We start from the raw sequence: 17,921 nt of genomic DNA on the forward strand, positions 1-17,921 counted from the left end.
AGGGCTAGATGCATCCTCACTAGGGAGGGGCAATGACTGACTACGCAGCCCATGAACAGGCCCTCGATCGCGATTGTTTGACCCTATCTCGCCACGTTCTCCAGCAACTCCAAAGCTTTGACGCCGCTGCCCAAGACCTCAGTGCCCTGATGAATCGCATTGCCCTTGCTGGCAAGCTCATTGCCCGCCGCTTGAGTCGAGCGGGTCTGATGGAAGGGGTACTGGGCTTTACGGGAGGTGTGAATATCCAAGGCGAAGATGTCAAAAAAATGGATGTCTATGCCAATGAAGTTTTTATTGCGGCCTTCAAGCAGAGTGGCTTAGTGTGTCGCCTCGCCTCCGAGGAAATGGAGAAGCCCTACTACATTCCAGAAAATTGCCCCATTGGTCGCTATACCCTCCTCTACGACCCCCTCGATGGTTCCTCCAATGTGGATATTAACCTGAATGTGGGCTCCATTTTTGCGATTCGCCAGCAGGAGGGCACTGATCTAGACGGCACCGCTGCTGATCTCCTGCAAGATGGCCACAAGCAAATTGCCGCTGGCTACATTCTCTATGGCCCTAGTACGATGCTGGTTTATTCGATGGGCAAGGGTACCCATGTCTTTGTCCTTGACCCCAGCCTCGGCGAGTTTATTCTGGCGATCGAGAACCTGCAAATTCCCGCCAGTGGTCCCATCTATAGCGTCAACGAAGGCAACTTCTGGGCATGGGAAGAATCCATCCGTAACTATGTCCGCCATGTCCATCGCCAGCCCGGCTACAGTGCCCGCTACAGTGGTGCCCTTGTCGGCGATATTCACCGCATTCTCATGCAGGGGGGCGTCTTTCTCTATCCGGGCACCCAAAAAAATCCGGCGGGTAAGTTGCGTCTACTCTACGAAGCGGCACCGATCGCCTTCCTCGTGGAACAAGCCGGTGGCAAAGCCAGTACGGGAACCCAACCCCTCCTTGATGTCGTGCCCGATCATCTGCACATGCGCACACCGCTGATTATTGGCAGCCCTGAGAACGTTGCCCTTGTGGAATCCTTTATTCAGCCAACCCCTGCCAACGCAACCGTGACACAGATGTAACCTATGGTAACCCTATTTGAAAATCCCCTGCGGGTCGGATTACGCCAAGAGCGCACCCCAGAACCACTCATTCTGGTGATTTTTGGCGCCAGTGGAGATCTCACCCAGCGCAAGCTCATTCCCGCCATTTATCAACTGAAACTGGAACGTCGTCTGCCCCCGGAACTCACGATTGTTGGTGTGGCGCGCCGCGACTGGAGTGATGACTATTTTCGAGAGCATCTGCGCCAAGGGGTCGAGGAATTTGGTGGCGGCATTCAGGCGGAACCCCTGTGGCAGGAATTTGCCCAAGGCCTGTTTTACTGCTCTGGCAATATGGATGATCCCGCCGCCTACACCAAGCTGAAAACACTGCTGGCTGAGCTGGATGAAAAACGCCAAACTCGCGGCAATCGCGTCTTTTACCTTGCGGTCTCACCGAACTTTTTCGTTGAAGCGATTCAACAACTAGGGGCAGCCGCTCTATTGAGTGATCCCCAAAAGCACCGTCTCGTCATTGAAAAACCCTTTGGCCGCGATCTCACCTCTGCCCAAGCCCTCAATGAGGTGGTGCAGTCGGTGTGCAAAGAGGAGCAGGTTTACCGTATTGACCACTACCTCGGCAAAGAAACCGTTCAAAACCTGATGGTGTTTCGCTTTGCCAATGCCATTTTTGAACCCCTCTGGAACCGCCAGTACGTGGATCATGTGCAGATTACTGTTGCTGAAACCGTCGGGGTCGAAGATCGCGCGGGCTACTATGAAACTTCAGGCGCCCTGCGGGACATGGTGCAAAACCACATCCTTCAGTTATTGGCCTTGACCGCCATGGAACCCCCTAATGCCCTCGATGCCGATAGTCTGCGCAACGAAAAGGTGAAGGTGCTCCAAGCCACCCGTTTAGCGGATCTGGATAATCTCGATGCCTGTGCTGTGCGCGGCCAATACCGAGCGGGCTGGATGAAGGGCAAGCCTGTGGTGGGCTACCGCGAAGAGCCGGGGGTGAGTCCCACCTCCACTACGCCCACCTATGTGGCACTCAAACTAGTGATTGATAACTGGCGCTGGCAGGGGGTGCCCTTTTATTTGCGCACCGGTAAACGCTTGGCGAAAAAAGTGACGGAAATCTCGATTCAGTTTCGCGATGTGCCCCTACTGATTTTCCAGTCGGCCGCCCGCCAAACCAACCCCAATATTCTCACAATGCGTATCCAGCCGAATGAGGGGATTGCCCTGCGCTTTGAGGCAAAGATGCCCGGTGCAGATCTGCGCACGCGCACGGTGGAAATGGACTTTAGCTACGGCTCCTCCTTTGGGATGGCAACGGCGGATGCCTATGCGCGGCTCTTGCTGGACTGCATGCTCGGGGATCAAACGCTGTTTACACGGGCGGATGAGGTGGAAGCTGCTTGGCGGGTGGTGATGCCGGTGCTTAGTGCTTGGGATGCCCCTACGGATCCAGACACAATTCCCACCTATGAAGCGGGGACATGGGATCCCGATGCCGCAGAAGCGATGATTAATGCCGATGGTCGGCGGTGGCGGCGACTATGATCTTTGCCCATCATGGGAAGAGATGGGAATAAAGGCCGAACTTCATTCACAGATAGGTACCTAGGTATGGCAACTGAATCAACTCCCCTCGTAGCGCTCCAAGATCCCGTGGATGTCTCGTTGGATGATATTGAGCAAAGTTTGCGGCAAATTTGGCTCAGCCATGGCGGGGATGGTACGGCGCCAGCAGCAGTGCGGGCAACCACCTTTACCCTCGTTGTCTATGAGGCGGATGATACCCAACAATTGCTAGCGGCCTTGGGCTACTACACAGGCCCCATTGATGGCATTCTTGGCCCCCGAATGCAGTCGGCGATTCGTGCTGCTGAAAAGAATCACAACTTGCCCTTGACGGGTCGAGTCACGCCCCAACTACGGCAGGCGTTGCAGGCAGAATATGCTCAGGGAACCCCTCGGAGCGATCGCTATGCGGTGGATATGCGCGGTAGTGGCATTGCTGACGCGATCGCCAGTCAAAATCCCTGTCGGGTGATTGCCCTGTGTCCTACCCTTGGCGAAGATACGGGAATTACTGCTCAGGTGGCGGCCTACTGCCCGATCAACAAAAAGATGCGCAGTTCCCTCGTTTGCTGTGAATACATTACCCTCAAGGGCACCCATAGCGCCTTCCAGCGGGTGGAACCCCTGTTGCAGTCTTTGATTATTCGTGAACTCCCCCGCTTTCTGTGGTGGAAGGGGGACTTGTTCAATAACTTTGAGTTGTTTCAAACCCTGGCGCCCCAATTTAGCCGGGTGATTGTGGATTCCAGTGAATTTCTCGATCCGCTGCGGGGCTTGCGGGCGATCGCGCCTTTGCTGGAACAGAACCTCCCCCTCGCGGATTTGAACTGGCGCCGTCTGGGGGCATGGCAAGAACTGGCCGCCGAAGCCTTTGATCCGCCGGAACGCCGTTTGGCCATTAAGGAAATTGATCAGGTGGTCATTGACTACGAAAAGGGCAATCCCGCTCAAGCTTTAATGTACCTTGGCTGGTTAGCCTCCCGGCTTCAGTGGCAGCCGCGACAGATCCGCCACGAGTGCGGTGACTATGATGTCTATCACGTGGAACTGGTGGCCTCCGATCAACGGTTGATTAAGGCAGAATTAGCCGGCATTCCCACGGGTGATGCTGGCCTCGTGCTGGGGGATTTGATTGACCTCAAACTCACCTCCTCCAATCTCCAAGCCGATTGCTGTACAATCATTTGCTCAGAAACCCGTGGCTGTATGCGCATGGAAGCCGGGGGCAGTGCTCAGATGTGCCGTACTTATCATGTGTCTCCCCTGAGTGATCTCACGGCTGAGGTGCTCCTAAGTCAGGAACTTCAGCGCTGGGGACAGGACTTCCTCTACAATGAGAGTTTTACCGTTGTATCTCAGATGCTGGCCTTGATGCCCTAGCATTAGGGATGTATGACCGAAGATTTTCGCCTTGTCATTGACCTCAGTGTGGTACTGGGGGCAGCGGCGGTAGGGGGTGTGTTAGCGGCTTTGCTGCGACAACCGATCCTGCTGGGCTACCTTTTGGCGGGTATGTTGGTGGGGCCAACGGGCTTGGGACTCCTCAAGGAAGTACCCCAAGTGGAAGGTTTGGCACAACTGGGGGTGGCCTTTTTGCTCTTTGCTCTCGGGGTGAGCTTCTCCCTCGGTGAAATTCGCAAAGTTCAAGGGGTTAGCTTGGGGGGCAGTGCCCTGCAAATTCTCCTGACCATTGCAGTGACAACGCTCATTTCCGTTGGGGTTGGCTGGGTGGGTTCCCCCAATCAGGGGATTTTCCTCGGTGCTGTCCTCTCCCTCTCTTCAACGGCAGTGGTGCTGCGCAGCCTGATGGATCGCAATGAGCTGGAGTCGATCCAAGGGCAAATTATGCTGGGCATCTTGGTGGTGCAGGATCTAGCGGTGGGCTTGATGATTGCCGTCTTACCTGCCCTGAACAAACCCCCAGAGGAGTTGGGACTTGCCCTCGGCCAAGCCGTATTGACCATTGCTTTGATTGCCGTGGGGGCGATCGCCGCTGGGATGTGGTTACTGCCCCCTCTGCTACGGCTACTGGCGAAAACAGAAAGTCGTGAGCTTTTCCTTTTAGGCGTCGTTGCCCTTTGTTTGGGAATTGCCCTGCTGACCCAGTATTTGGGGCTTTCGATTGAGATTGGTGCCTTTATTGCGGGTCTGATGATCTCCGAGGTGGAGTATGCCGATCAAACCCTCGATTACGTGGAATCGATCCGCGATGTCTTTACCACGCTCTTCTTCGCTTCCATTGGTATGCTCATTGATCCAGTGTTTCTCTGGCAGCACTTGGATCGCATTATTGAACTGGTGAGTCTAGTGATTCTGGGTAAATTCCTGATCACCACCCCCATTGTCAAGCTCTTTGGTTATTCGTGGAAAACGTCGTTACTGGCGGGGATTGGGCTGGCTCAGATTGGGGAATTTTCCTTTGTGCTGCTGACGGCAGGGCGGGGCTTGGGGTTGGTGTCCCAACAGGTTTATCTGCTCACCCTCGGCACGACAGCAGTGACGTTGCTGGTGACGCCCTTTTTGTTAAAGCTGGTGCCCGTGCTGTTGGAACTGCCCCTACTGCGCCGTATCCTCAAGGAAGATGAAATCCTCGACATAGATTTAACGGGGTTGCCGCAGCGGAACCATGTGATTGTCTGTGGCTATGGTCGCGTCGGCAAGAGTGTGGTGAAACTCCTCCAAAAACAAAATTATCCCGTGTTGGTGATTGAGCAAAGTGAAACGGTCATTAACGAAGTGCGCGATGCCCAACTGCCCTACATTTACGGCAATGCTGCCAGTACCACCATTCTGGCCAAAGCAGGCGTCGATCAAGCCCTTGGTATGGCGATCGCTCTCTCGGATAGTATGAGTACTCGCCTCTGTCTCAAGCGGGCCCTAGAGTTTGCCCCGGAATTGGATGTCATTGTGCGCGCCAATAGCGATCGCGACATTGAGTTGCTTTATCAACTGGGAGCACGGGAGGTGGTGCAACCCGAGTTTGAAGCCAGTCTGGAGTTGGCCGCTCATCTATTCTTTACGCTAGGCATGGGTGAGCGCCACATTCAGCAGCAGGTACAACAGGTGCGCGACAGCCACTACGCTAATTTGCGAGGCGATACCCCCCCTGAGGGAACAGCCCGTCTCCTGCGGCAAGCGGCTCAGGATATGAATAGTCGCTGGGTGACCGTCCCTGAGGATTCTCCCATTCGGGGCATGAGTCTTGCGGAAATTCAACTGCGCCAGTTGACGGGGGTGACTCTGTTAGCGATTGTCCGTGCCGATGGTACTGAGGTGGATTATCCCAGTGGTGAAACCTGTCTGCAGGGGGGCGATCGCCTCCTGATTGTGGGTCAGCCGGCAGAGTTTGAAGCTTGTGAAGCCCTGATCAATGGCCGTGTCAGTGTGCCCCAAGGAGAAACCTTGTTTCTTTGGATCATGTTGCCCAAAGAGATTGGCGAACAACATCGCACCATTGCCGATCTGCATCTGCCCGAGACCGTCACCATCCGTGCCCTGCGGCGAGAGGGAACGCTGCTATTGGAACCCAAGGAGGACTGTCCCTTAATGGCGGGCGATCGCCTCCTCCTCACTGGCCCTATGGTTGCCCTGCAGCGCATTGGCGATCAACTGCAAGCGAGATCTACTCCACTGCCACCGTGAGCACACAGTAGCCAGCACCGTGGGGATACTGATATTCCTTGACTATGATGGCTGGAAAACTTACCCCAACGCGCCCCAAATCATCTTCTATTCAGCCTCAACAGCACTGCCGATCCCATTTACCAAACTTAAGAAAGTCTATTATTAGCCAAATTAGCTTTAGCTTTTGTTAACAAGAATCATCTCCTAGTATAATCTTATACGAAGAATTATTCCTCCTCTAACAGAGGATATACAAGAAGTCATGCTACTAAATCAATCTTTATCGAGAGGAATTGAGAAAACGATCAGGGCTATTCGACTGTTTCTGATTGCACCCGCAAGAAACCCAATTACAAAACTTGAGTCTTACCTATATTTGCCCTACATAGAAAAGAATGCAAACATACTTCAGTTTGACCGGGATATTAATAACGTAGATATCCCTATGAGAATTTGCTATCACCTAGTTCCGGAAGAATTTTCACAAAATTCACTCTACGGTATATCCAAAACAATCAAGCAGTACGCTGGTATTGAGCCTAAAAAGAAGCTGCTGGCGCCTATTGAACATGGTTGCTATCTAGATGATTCCGGAGCACCTGACGATGATCCCTTTGCAAGGGCAATTATTACATTCAGTGAGTTTAGGAAAGAAGTTATTTCAAAGTATACGGAGAGGAAAGTACTACCTATAGGGCCATATATACATTACGCAGAGTTAATCGATATTGAAACACTAAAGGATTACAAGAAAAAACTTGGAAAAACGCTACTATTTTTTCCTGCACACTCAACCCATCTAATTAAAACTTCATTCAATCATTTACAGGCTATCGAATGGCTTAAAAGAGTATCAAAGGAGCATCAGTTTGAATCAGTACTTATTTGCTTTTACTGGAAAGATTGCCGTCCTGAAATTGTAGAACTCTACCTCAATGCAGGTTTTCACTGCACAACAGCAGGTCACATTTACGATTGGAATTTTCTGAATCGTCTTAAATCAATCATCTGGTTGTCAGATGTCACTGCTTCTAACGCTATTGGTACTCACATTGGGTACTGTATTTACATGAATAGACCCCACTGGCTATTTGAACAACAGATAACCTGTACAGCAGATGTTCTGATCAACATTCCCTTGAAAATCAGGGTAGAGAATGGCATAAAATCTTATCAAGAAAGAAAAACATATCAATCAATTTCATCACATTTAACGAATTTATTTCGCGATATCTCACTGAGTGTTACACATGATCAGTATGAAGCCTGTAACTATTTTTGGGGATTTAACTGTATCAAGACAACAGAAGAAATGAAAAGAGAATTGACTCCATTAATTGAATAAAATTGAGTAACCCCGATAGCGACAAACCACTCATTGAGCATCCTCGAAGACAACTGTTGCTTGGGGTAGCCATTCTAAAACAGCGTCATCGACAACATGGCGGTGGATCGTTTGCTCCACAGGCACTTGAGCGTAACCATAGACCTTGGCGGCGGCAGCCGTTGTCAACCATCTATTCCACTGCCACCGTGAGCACGCAGTAGCCAACGCAACTGATAAACATATCGTGCGGTCGTTGCCACTTCTTGAGCAAATTGTTCGCTTTCCAGAACCCCCAAAGTAATGCCAATCACGGGGATCAACTCGCCACTCAATTCTTCACTCAAGGTCACTAATGCGCGACTCAACACCGCCTCTACCGTGTTGTCGGTAAAGACTTCAAAGGCACTGTCCTCCAAAAGGCCGGCGATCGCGCCCCGTTCACTTTCCTCAGAAGGATGCAGCAAACTCAACAATAGATGCTGACGTTCCTTGGCAGTGCCGGCAAAAGTGATCCCCAACGTGCCCCAGATGATGTGCTGTTCAACTGTAGTCTCACTGCCAAAGCCATAGCACAAGCCCACCTCTTGAATGGTTTTGAGACCCAACAGCAAAGTAAACCCCACATCCACCAGTTCGCCTAGAAAGTCAAAGGGAGCAGTGATCAGAGCTTCTACAGCAGCTTTGGTCAAGGCCACAGCGGCAACGCTGGCTTGCAGGCGATCGCAGACCTCTAGGGGTTGATTTTGAAGATCCTGCCAGTGATCGACTGGTATCCGAGTGCTAACCAGTCGTTGTTTCAGGTGTTGCCAAGTGTGATCGCTATTGGTTAGCAGGCGATCGCCCGCCTTACGCAGAATGGCTAGGTGTTCAGGGGACAACATCCGACTGACTTGACGCTCGACTGTGGCATTGACTGATTGCACCGCCTGTTGCAGAGGGGTCGTTTCCTCCCGCAGCCAAGCACTAATTTTTCTAATTTGTTGCCGCTCGTAATCCGTCAGAGCAATATTGCGGGTCATCGTGGCCACACCCGGGGATAACAAACCGTAAGATGAGAACCTTGCTCCTGCCGCAGTAATTGCCAAGCCGCCACAAACCAACGCCGTAACTCCGCCATGGAGTGACCGCGATAGCGACAAACCACTCCACGAATCAGGGCACTGACCCCCATCTCCCCCTGCATCTGCGTTGCTAAATCCCGCAGCCGTTGTATCTGTTCGCTGCTCACTTCCCTACCAACCCACGCCAATGTCCCCATGAGGGGAGACCCCTGCAAGGCATTCATGGCTGTCAGCATCGTTGTTGTACCCTCAATCCGCTGGCGATCGATCCACAGGGGTACCCCCCCCTGCCACACCTCCGTATGGGAACGCCAATAGCCACGATTAAAGGCTTCACCGCGAGCCGTGCGGCCAAAGCGGGTCATCTCCCAAAGGCCTACCTGTGCTTGAGGGGCAAGGTCAATGCGCAGGCGTTGGTGAAATTGGGCACCCTCAAAGACAATGGTTTCTTGGGGTAGCCATTCTAAAATAGCATCATCGGCAACATGGCAGTGGATGGTTTGTTCCACAGGGATTTGGGCACGACCATAGACCTTGGCGGCGGCAGCCGTTGTCAATAGGGCACGACACTGGGGTTCAAGGGTAATCTTTTGGTGCAGGCGATCGCCCCCCACATAGCCCCCCGCCGTATGCAGGATCACACTGTGGCAAATCGGCTTGCCCTCGGGATAAAACGATCGTTGCAGCTTCAGGGGTGCCGAGGCATAAGCCCGCACTGGAATGGTTTGCCCCTGCCGCCAAGCATAGACTAACGCCAATTCGCCCAACCAACTGGCCATGATGTCTTAATTACCAATCCAATTTCAAACTGTCGTTCAACACTTCTGAGTATCTATATCTGAATCAGTTCTTCTGTATCGAAAGCATCCCTACCTCTAACAGCGTAACGCTCAATAGCTTCTATTGCTCGTAGAATATCTTTGAGTCTTTCTTCTGTTTTTCTCATAGAACAATAGCTTCATGCAAAACTTGCGCTTTCAGGCATTCCTTGAGCATATCAACTGTTACGACATCTACTTTACAGCCCAATAGATTTTCAAGATCAATCACTAGCCCCGACGGAAACCAAGGCGATATTTTATTGAGATCGTAATCAACCAAAAAATCAATATCGCTATTTTCATCTGCCTCACCCCTTGCCACCGAGCCGAAAATCTTAACATTTTTAGCTCCGTGTTTTTCAGCGACAGCCAGAATCTCCGATCGTTTCTGTCGGAGTAGGTCTAAACTAGGTTTTACTTTTAGGTCTCTCACCCTACATTACCTCCGCCAATTTTCCCTTGATGAAAACCCCATGAGCTGATACCATCAACAGACTGTAATACCAATTCAAATAGCCCTAAGTAGAAGCTGGGTAATGAACAGCTCACTCATTAGACAATCGAACACTCTGCTTTCCATTTGCCTTGAAGACCGACTTATTCGGTTCAGTCTTACAAAGAGCTGGTGTTAGCCCCCCACCGCCGTTAGGGATTGCCGCTGCTGTTGCACCTGGAGATAGACCAAAAGGGCATTGATATCTGCCGGATTCACCCCACCAATACGGCTGGCTTGACCAATGGTGAGGGGGCGGATCGCACTGAGTTTTTCCCGTGCTTCCATTGAAAGGGTGGGGATGGCAAAGTAATCCAAATCCGCAGGGAGCGGACGCTGTTCTTGGCGGGCAATCTGCTCAATTTCCCGTTGCTGCCGTTCAATGTAACCTGCGTACTTAATGGCAATTTCAACCGCCTCTTTCTCTTGGGGGGTCAAGTCTGGATTGCCAAGGCCATGGCGATCTAATAGGTCGTAGTGTACCCCCGATCGCCGCAGCAACTCATCAAGGGCAATGGCACTCTTAATCGCTTGCCCCGTCGCGGCCACAATCGCTTCGCCCACGGGTTCATGGGCTTTAATGCGCGTGGTTTGCAGGCGTTGGGTCTCAGCCGCAAGGCGCTGTTGCTTTGCTTGAAACACCTGCCACTGGGCTTCACTCACCAAGCCAATCTCGTACCCCAAGGGGGTGAGCCGCTGGTCAGCATTGTCCGATCGCAACACCAAGCGATATTCCGAGCGGCTGGTGAGCATACGATAGGGTTCCCGCAGTTCCTTCGTGCACAGATCATCAATCAGGGTGCCGAGGTAGCTCTCTTGGCGCGGGAAGGTGATCATCGGTTTCCCTTGAACAAAGCGAGCGGCATTGATCCCGGCCACAATCCCTTGGGCGGCCGCTTCCTCATAGCCGGTGGTGCCATTGATTTGCCCAGCACAAAACAGTCCCTGAATCTTTTTCGTCATCAGGGTGGGAAAGCACTGGGTTGCCGGCAAGTAGTCGTATTCCACCGCATAGGCCGGACGCAGCATGATGCAGTTTTCTAGCCCCGGCAGCGTGCGTAACAGTTGTAGTTGCAGTGGTTCCGGTAGCCCCGTGGAAAAGCCTTGGATATAGAGTTCTGGGGTATCACGGCCTTCGGGTTCAATGAAAATTTGATGGCTTTCTTTATCAGCAAAGCGGACAATTTTATCCTCAATGCTGGGGCAGTAACGGGGGCCTTTGGCATCCACCCAACCACCATAGACCGGCGTCAGGTGCAAATTCTCGCGAATGAGTTGGTGGGTCGCAGCGGTGGTGCGGGTCAAGTAGCAGTTCATTTGGGGTCTTTCCACCCATGCGGTGGGGTCAAAGCTAAACCAGCGCACCTGCTCATCCGGGGGTTGCGGTTCCATCTTGCTGTAGTCCACCGATCGCCGATCCACCCGTGCGGGCGTTCCTGTTTTCAGGCGATCCACCTCAAAGCCGAGCCGCGCTAAGGTTTGCGAGAGTCCCTCGGCGGCAAATTCGCCAGCCCGACCAGCGGGCATGGATTTATTCCCCACCCAAATGCGACCCCCGAGGAAGGTTCCCGTTGTCAGGATCACTGCTTGACAGCGAAAGGCGACGCCAAAGTAGGTTTCAACCCCAATCACCGTGTCATTGGCATCGAGGACTAAATCCGTGACCATGCCTTCGCGCACGAGCAAGTTGGGCTGATTTTCCACCACCTGTTTCATCACGGCGCTGTATTCGCGCTTATCGGTTTGCGCTCGCAATGCCCAGACCGCTGGCCCCCGTGAGGCATTCAGGAGCCGTTTTTGCAGATAGGTGCGATCGGTCACACGCCCAATTTCGCCCCCCAGGGCATCCACTTCGTGCACCAGTTGCGATTTTGCAGGGCCACCCACGGCAGGATTACAGGGCTGCCAAGCAATTTTATCGAGGTTGAGGGTCAGCAAGAGGGTACGACAGCCCAACCGTGCCGTTGCCAAGGCCGCTTCACAGCCGGCGTGACCGGCACCGACAACAATGACATCAAATTCATCCTGAAATGCAGGCAGCGTTGACATGGCGATTGCACCCTAGGCTAGCGATGGCTTAAAAGAACGTGGCGCTACTGGAGAACCCCGATAAGAGTTGGACAATAAATTGCAAGAGGAAGAAGGCAATAATCGGCGAGAAGTCAAGGCCACCGATGGGGGGAATCAGACCACGAAAGATATTCAGGTAGGGATCCGTTAACTGACTGAGAATCGAAAAGGGCGGATTGTACCAGTTGATATTGGGAAACCACGACAGCAGTACGCGAATCAGCAGCACAATTAAGTAGATCTGCAAAAAGTTCGCAATCCCCATCAATAGAATGGGCAATACAGGTGCCTCGGTCATTGGTCTTCCCCTTGCAAATTCAAGTGCATCCCTTATTGTACCAATGCTGGCAAGAAGCTAGCCCCAGCCGTCATTCTCCCTCGCTAGACTAGGAAATAGAAGTTTCTGCATTGATTCCCATAAAGTTATCGCTCTGCCCCTGCATAGGGGAGCGATCGCCAAAGGATAAAGAGATAGAGGCCTGTCCGACAGCGGCTTTGACTGTTTTGGGCGGGTTCCATCCTTGGGAAAAGGGCTGTATTCTGGATTGCGGCGTTTTTATTGACATTCAACTGAAGTTCAGGGGTTCAATATGTTACAGATGTCGGCCACGGGTCATACACTGGTGGGCACCTATGCCCTAATTGGATTTACCATCTCTGGCCTATCGTTTTTACGGGCTTGGGTACAGCGGCAGTACAAGGGTTCTGTCCAACGTTTGAAGGAAGAGTGCGATCGCCTGCACAAGATTGTCAGCGAGCAAGCCCAGCGCATTGAAGGGCTAAAGGAACTGGTCAGCCGTAGTGAACAGGAGCGCGATCGCCAGCGCCAAGAAATTGAGCAACTGCGCTCAGAGGTAGAACGGCTGCAAAACCGCTGTCAAGAGCTAGAAGACCAACACCAACAACTACACACTCAAGTGAGTGACTATCGCCAGCAGGTGGCGGAGTTGACGAATGCCCTCAACAATAGCCAAGCGGAAAACGAAGCCCTACGGGACAATTGCGATCGCTATCGCCAAGAGCTAGAAACCGCCTACCAGCGCAGTAGCAGCCTCGAAGAAGAATATGCCAGTCAAACGGCGACATTGACCGCTTCTCTCACCACGATTGAAGCCACCTGTCGCGAAAAAGAGGCAGAACTAGCGGCTTGCCATGCCACAGTCAGCGATCGCGATCGTGAAATTGACGAGCTACATCATGAGATTGCAGATCTCAACCAAGAAGTCGAACAGCTTCAGCAAACCGTTGAACACCTACAAACCCAGAAGAAAGGGGGGAATATCTACTCTCAATGGCTGACATGGCTCAGCAGCACCGTGGCGATCGCGGCGCTAGTACTCAACCTTGGGCCTTGGAGTCCCCTGTGGACAGCCATCTATTCTCACCTGCCGATGTTTTCCTAGAGATTGAAATCATTTAGTGATACTAGGGGGCATAAAACTGCCCCTTTTTTATTTGCGGGTTAAAATAAACTAAGCTAAACATAGGGATTTGACAGCTTTTCTATAGCAAATGGAATCAGATTAGAAAGAGGATAAATAAACGAATCTTCTGTAAAATTTATTTCCTTGGCGATAAGAGACCGATCAAAGAACTTCAACATTCCGCATTGCTGAGGATGATTAATTTCGTTATAAAAGTTTGTTGTTGCAAAGCAAATAATCGGAACTACTGATGATTGATAGGAGATATTATATTTTTCGCATAATTCAGGGCTGTGTAGAGCAACTTCCATTAGGAGTTTCCACTTATAAGTTTGAGCCGCCCTTTCCCTTAAGGATGTTTTAAGAGACAAAATAATATAGCTTTCTGGTGCATGCTTTTGCTTAATATTAGTATTTGCATAAATCACAATATCCATATCTGGTTTTTGCACTGCATTTTGGATATTGATATTAATTAATTGTCTGAGATTTGGAATACTTGATGGCTGAGATGTTATGAACATCCAGTCAGGTATGTTTTTGCAACACTTGTTAACAATAAAGATGTAAATTAAGGCATTTGAAAAAGCATTGCCAGCAATGCTCTTTATTGCTTGACCTTGATGCTCTATTTCCCCCTGTTGAACTTTTTGATCTAAAAGTGTTTCCACATCAGTCTGGGAAGCTCGTATTATGTCGTGTAACTGGTTAAGTACTAATAGCCATGCTTCTTTAATGTTCTTCTGGCTAGCAACCCATTGATTAATTCTCTTAACAATAGGCTTCATGTAATACTTATTGCCTGAACATATCTTTGCTAAAACTTTCTTTTCCTACTTGCTTAAAACTTTGAATGACATAACTAAAAGAGCGTAAGCTGCCTAGTTTGTTTTAATAGCTTTCCTTGCTTTAGAGATTTTAATATTTCATCAGCAATGACTTTCACCAGCGGTACTACGACTGAATTGCCAAACTGCTGGTATGCCCTTGTATCACTAACCACAATCTTGAAAGAGTTGGGAAACCCCATTAAGCGGGCACATTCCCTTGGCGTCAGGCGACGCGGATTGTTGTTTTCTTGGGGAATGAGAATTTCCGAGCCATCTTTGTAATACCTTGCACTTAATGTTCGGGTTACTCCCTCTAAATCAACTAGACCATAGCCAAATCCATTACCACGCGCACGGTGCTTTTCAGCATAGCTTTGCAAATACTGCCACAGATGATTACTCAACGTATATTTAGCATCTACTGACGGTTCCAAAATATCCCTAACTCTATGTTGCTGAATTAGCACCTGAGGAAATGTAAACTCAAGGGGTTCTCTAAAACCCACAATAAAAATCCTTTCCCGATGCTGAGGCACAAAGTGAACAGCATTGATGACTTGGTAATAGGTGTAGTATCCCAAATCATTTAGAATTTCTTGAATCCTTTGAAAGGTTCTACCGCGATCGTGGCTTTGAAGATTTTTGACATTTTCTAGCAAAAAAGCTCTAGGGCGTTTATCGTTGATGATCCTCGCAATTTCAAAAAATAGATTGCCTTGAGTCGGGTGCTGAAAACCATGATTAATTCCTAGGGCATTGTGCTTGCTGACACCCGCAATGCTAAAGGGCTGACAGGGAAACCCTGCAAGTAAGATGTCATGGTCGGGAATCTTCTCTGAAGCGATTTGGGTAATATCTCCTGCTGGCACTTCGCCAAAGTTTGCTTCGTAGGTTATCTGGGCAAACTTGTTCCACTCTGAGCTAAAAACACAGCAACCACCCGCTTGGCTAAAACCGAGCCGCATGCCACCGATGCCAGCAAATAGGTCAATGAAGGTTGGCTGCCCCATAGAAAATTGGAGTAAGCGTAGTCTTTTTCATTCTATGGCCTAGGTATTGGCACTTAACCATGTGATGGCTTCCCGTAGCCATGCCTCTAGATCGCTATTCTTGGCGAGGGTGCTCGTTTGGCCGACGGCAGTAAGGGCGGCTTCAATCTCGCGATCGCTATAGCCCAAGGCCAAGAGAGTTAACTCCAGTTCTTCACGAATCGCTTCCGTGGGCAGGCCAGCGGGAGCCGTTGTTAACCCCGTTTCCTGTCGCCAAGCACTCAGGGCGGCTTTCAGTTCCAAGGCAATGCGCTCAGCGGTTTTATTGCCCACTCCGGGGGCGCGGCTGAGACGACGGGTATTGCCACTCACAATTGCTTGGACGAGTTCTGGCAAGGGCAGTGTATCCAGCAGCGATAGCGCCATCTGTGGCCCAACCCCATTGACACGGATCAAACACAAAAAGAGATCCCGCTCTGCTGCCGAGGCAAAGCCATAGAGGAGCATCTGATCTTCGCGGACACTGAGATGGGTAAAAATCTGCACCACCTCAGCACTCGGCGGGTATTGCCGCAACAGATGGGATGTGACCAGTAAGCGATAGCCGACCCCATTCACGTCTAGAATCAGGGCCGAGCGATGGCCACCCTCCGATTGATGGCCGACAACAGTTCCTCTGAGGTAGGCAAACACAGTCTGTTTCTGCTCGCAGATGGTTGCAAAGGGGGCAGCCAAGCCGATGATGAGATTCGAACTCACGACCGCTCGATTACGAATCGAGTGCTCTACCACTGAGCTACATCGGCATTCAAAGCATTATATATGCTAGCACGATCGCCCCTAGGACGGGCAGGACAATAGGAAAATTTTTGCGATCGCGCGCTTGTGTGCATTTGCCCCAAGGGTTACAATAGACGATTGTGTTAATTAACGAGTTAAGAAAATCACTTGGCAAACGTCGTCGTTGTTGGTGCCCAGTGGGGCGATGAAGGCAAGGGTAAAATCACCGATCTCCTGAGCAAGTCTGCCGATGTGGTAGTCCGCTATCAGGGCGGTGTCAACGCAGGTCACACGATTGTCGTCAAGGACCAGACCCTGAAATTGCACCTGATTCCGTCAGGGATTCTCTACCCCGATACCCAGTGCATCATTGGGGCGGGAACGGTGGTGGATCCTAAGGTGCTCCTTGAGGAACTCGAGCAACTGGAACAGTTGGGGGTGAGCACGGAGAATCTGCTGATTGCAGAAACAGCCCATGTGACGATGCCCTACCATCGCCAGTTGGATATTGCTGCCGAAGAACGGCGTGGCTCGCGGCGCATTGGTACCACAGGACGGGGCATTGGCCCTACCTATGCCGATAAATCGGAGCGCACGGGAATCCGCATGCTGGATCTGCTGGATGCTGAGCAGTTGGCGGCCAAGCTGGAGTGGGCGATCGCCCAAAAGAATTTGATCCTCGAAAAGCTCTACGGACTGGCTCCCCTTGAACCCCAGCCAATTATTGAAGAGTACTGTGCCTACGGTGAGCGCCTGCGATCGCACATTGTCGATGGTTCCCTCGTGCTCGATGATGCCATCCGCCGGCGGCGCAACATTCTCTTTGAAGGTGCCCAAGGTACCCTCTTAGACCTTGACCATGGGACCTATCCCTACGTCACCTCCTCAAACCCTGTGGCCGGGGGTGCCTGTGTCGGGGCGGGGATTGGTCCGACGATGATTGACCGCGTGATTGGTGTGGCCAAAGCCTATACGACGCGGGTCGGCGAAGGGCCTTTTCCAACGGAACTGCTGGATGAAGTGGGAGAACTCCTAGGCGATCGCGGTGCTGAATTTGGTACCACAACTGGACGCCGCCGCCGCTGTGGTTGGTTTGATGCCGTGATTGGCCGTTATGCTGTGCGCATCAATGGTCTCGATTGCTTGGCAATTACGAAGCTCGATGTCCTCGATGAGCTGCCAGAGATCAAAGTCTGTGTCGCCTACGATATTGACGGTGAACGCTGCGAACACTTCCCTAGCAATGCCCTCAAATTTGCCCGCTGTCGTCCCATCTATGAAACCCTGCCGGGGTGGCAGCAATCCACCAGTCATTGCCGCTCCCTTGATGATCTGCCCAAGGCGGCATTGAACTATCTCAAGTTTTTGGCTGAAATTATGTCTGTGCCCATCGCCATTGTCTCGTTGGGGGCAGAGCGCAGCCAAACCATCATTGTTGAGGATCCGATCCATGGTCCGAAACGGGCACTCCTCAAGGATGATGGCACCCAAGTCCATCCCGTTTTATCTTAATTGGAGTTGCAGCAATGTCTCGTTCCTTAGCTATTGAGGGGCAACTACGCCCTGCCGATGCCAAACCCAATGCCCTACGCCGTGAGGGCAAAACCCCTGCCGTCCTCTACGGCCCGACGATTGAGTCTTCGATTTCCTTGGTGGTGGATACCCATGCTGCCGAATTTTTGGTGCGGGATGCCCGTCCCCAGAAAACCCCGATCCAGCTTTCGATCCCCGATCTGCCGTGGCAGGGAACAGTGGTGCTCCAAGAGGTGCAAGCCCACCCCGCTAAGGATACCCTCTATCACCTCTCCTTTTTAGCCAAAGCTGAAAACTAGGCGGCAAGGGGGAATTTGCTATAGTGGGGATATGTTA

Annotated in this window: 17 protein-coding genes and 1 tRNA gene; 8 read left to right on the plus strand and 10 right to left on the minus strand. The window is 51.4% G+C overall.

Features of this window, described 5'->3' with window-relative positions; all coding sequences use genetic code 11:
- Window positions 1–32 precede the first annotated feature (32 nt).
- From fbp to KV190_RS06600, 5 genes are all read left to right on the plus strand, one after another.
- Complete coding sequence (gene fbp, locus KV190_RS06580; protein ID WP_460195138.1) at window positions 33–1,079, plus strand: class 1 fructose-bisphosphatase; 1,047 nt, start codon at window positions 33–35, stop codon at window positions 1,077–1,079.
- A 3-nt stretch (window positions 1,080–1,082) separates the two neighbouring features.
- Entirely contained in the window at window positions 1,083–2,612 is a 1,530-nt protein-coding gene (gene zwf, locus KV190_RS06585; RefSeq protein ID WP_460195139.1) for a glucose-6-phosphate dehydrogenase, read from the plus strand.
- A gap of 66 nt (window positions 2,613–2,678) precedes the next feature.
- Window positions 2,679–4,013 (plus strand): glucose-6-phosphate dehydrogenase assembly protein OpcA, encoded by a 1,335-nt coding sequence (opcA, locus tag KV190_RS06590; protein ID WP_460195140.1) that lies wholly within the window; start codon window positions 2,679–2,681, stop codon window positions 4,011–4,013.
- A gap of 12 nt (window positions 4,014–4,025) precedes the next feature.
- Entirely contained in the window at window positions 4,026–6,275 is a 2,250-nt protein-coding gene (locus tag KV190_RS06595; RefSeq protein ID WP_460195141.1) for a cation:proton antiporter domain-containing protein, read from the plus strand.
- Window positions 6,276–6,519: 244 nt separating this feature from the next.
- Complete coding sequence (locus KV190_RS06600; RefSeq protein ID WP_460195143.1) at window positions 6,520–7,602, plus strand: hypothetical protein; 1,083 nt, start codon at window positions 6,520–6,522, stop codon at window positions 7,600–7,602.
- Between the two features lie 30 nt (window positions 7,603–7,632).
- Here KV190_RS06600 and KV190_RS06605 read toward each other — a convergent pair whose 3' ends face one another.
- The 6 genes from KV190_RS06605 to KV190_RS06630 all read right to left on the minus strand — a co-directional run bounded on the left by KV190_RS06605 (window position 7,633) and on the right by KV190_RS06630 (window position 12,327).
- Window positions 7,633–7,770: an urease accessory protein UreD gene (locus KV190_RS06605; RefSeq protein WP_460195144.1), complete on the minus strand. Its 138-nt coding sequence runs from the start codon at window positions 7,768–7,770 to the stop codon at window positions 7,633–7,635.
- On the minus strand, window positions 7,767–8,603 hold the full coding sequence (locus KV190_RS06610; protein WP_460195146.1) for an EcsC family protein: 837 nt from the start codon (window positions 8,601–8,603) through the stop codon (window positions 7,767–7,769). Before KV190_RS06610 ends, KV190_RS06605 begins: the two co-directional genes overlap by 4 nt.
- Window positions 8,600–9,424, minus strand: coding sequence for an urease accessory protein UreD (locus KV190_RS06615; RefSeq protein ID WP_460195147.1), 825 nt, complete (start codon window positions 9,422–9,424; stop codon window positions 8,600–8,602). The genes KV190_RS06610 and KV190_RS06615 overlap by 4 nt, the downstream gene beginning before the upstream one ends.
- Before the next feature lie 163 nt (window positions 9,425–9,587).
- Window positions 9,588–9,899, minus strand: coding sequence for a nucleotidyltransferase family protein (locus KV190_RS06620; RefSeq protein WP_460195149.1), 312 nt, complete (start codon window positions 9,897–9,899; stop codon window positions 9,588–9,590).
- A 195-nt stretch (window positions 9,900–10,094) separates the two neighbouring features.
- The gene (mnmG, locus tag KV190_RS06625) at window positions 10,095–12,008 is read right to left on the minus strand and encodes a tRNA uridine-5-carboxymethylaminomethyl(34) synthesis enzyme MnmG (protein WP_460195150.1); all 1,914 of its coding nucleotides are present in this window, start codon (window positions 12,006–12,008) and stop codon (window positions 10,095–10,097) included.
- Window positions 12,009–12,036: 28 nt separating this feature from the next.
- Window positions 12,037–12,327 carry a YggT family protein gene (locus KV190_RS06630; RefSeq protein WP_149817300.1) on the minus strand — a complete coding sequence of 97 codons (291 nt, stop codon included), beginning with the start codon at window positions 12,325–12,327 and terminating at the stop codon, window positions 12,037–12,039.
- Between the two features lie 292 nt (window positions 12,328–12,619).
- Between KV190_RS06630 and KV190_RS06635 the strand changes: the two genes are divergently transcribed.
- Window positions 12,620–13,432, plus strand: a complete 813-nt coding sequence (locus KV190_RS06635; RefSeq protein WP_460195152.1) for a hypothetical protein — start codon at window positions 12,620–12,622, stop codon at window positions 13,430–13,432.
- Between the two features lie 74 nt (window positions 13,433–13,506).
- Here KV190_RS06635 and KV190_RS06640 read toward each other — a convergent pair whose 3' ends face one another.
- The 4 genes from KV190_RS06640 to KV190_RS06655 form a co-directional block, all read right to left on the minus strand.
- Window positions 13,507–14,241 (minus strand): BsaWI family type II restriction enzyme, encoded by a 735-nt coding sequence (locus KV190_RS06640; protein ID WP_460195153.1) that lies wholly within the window; start codon window positions 14,239–14,241, stop codon window positions 13,507–13,509.
- 74 nt (window positions 14,242–14,315) lie between these two features.
- Entirely contained in the window at window positions 14,316–15,293 is a 978-nt protein-coding gene (dcm, locus tag KV190_RS06645; RefSeq protein ID WP_460195154.1) for a DNA (cytosine-5-)-methyltransferase, read from the minus strand.
- A 39-nt stretch (window positions 15,294–15,332) separates the two neighbouring features.
- Window positions 15,333–15,965: a Holliday junction branch migration protein RuvA gene (ruvA, locus tag KV190_RS06650; protein WP_460195243.1), complete on the minus strand. Its 633-nt coding sequence runs from the start codon at window positions 15,963–15,965 to the stop codon at window positions 15,333–15,335.
- Between the two features lie 41 nt (window positions 15,966–16,006).
- Window positions 16,007–16,078 (minus strand) — tRNA-Thr (locus KV190_RS06655).
- A 142-nt stretch (window positions 16,079–16,220) separates the two neighbouring features.
- Here KV190_RS06655 and KV190_RS06660 point away from each other — a divergent pair.
- Complete coding sequence (locus KV190_RS06660) at window positions 16,221–17,564, plus strand: adenylosuccinate synthase (protein ID WP_460195155.1); 1,344 nt, start codon at window positions 16,221–16,223, stop codon at window positions 17,562–17,564.
- Window positions 17,565–17,578: 14 nt separating this feature from the next.
- Window positions 17,579–17,884 (plus strand): 50S ribosomal protein L25, encoded by a 306-nt coding sequence (rplY, locus tag KV190_RS06665; RefSeq protein ID WP_250681861.1) that lies wholly within the window; start codon window positions 17,579–17,581, stop codon window positions 17,882–17,884.
- Window positions 17,885–17,921: the final 37 nt, after the last annotated feature.

The sequence above is a fragment of the Thermosynechococcus sp. FA-CM-4201 genome (assembly GCF_054689355.1).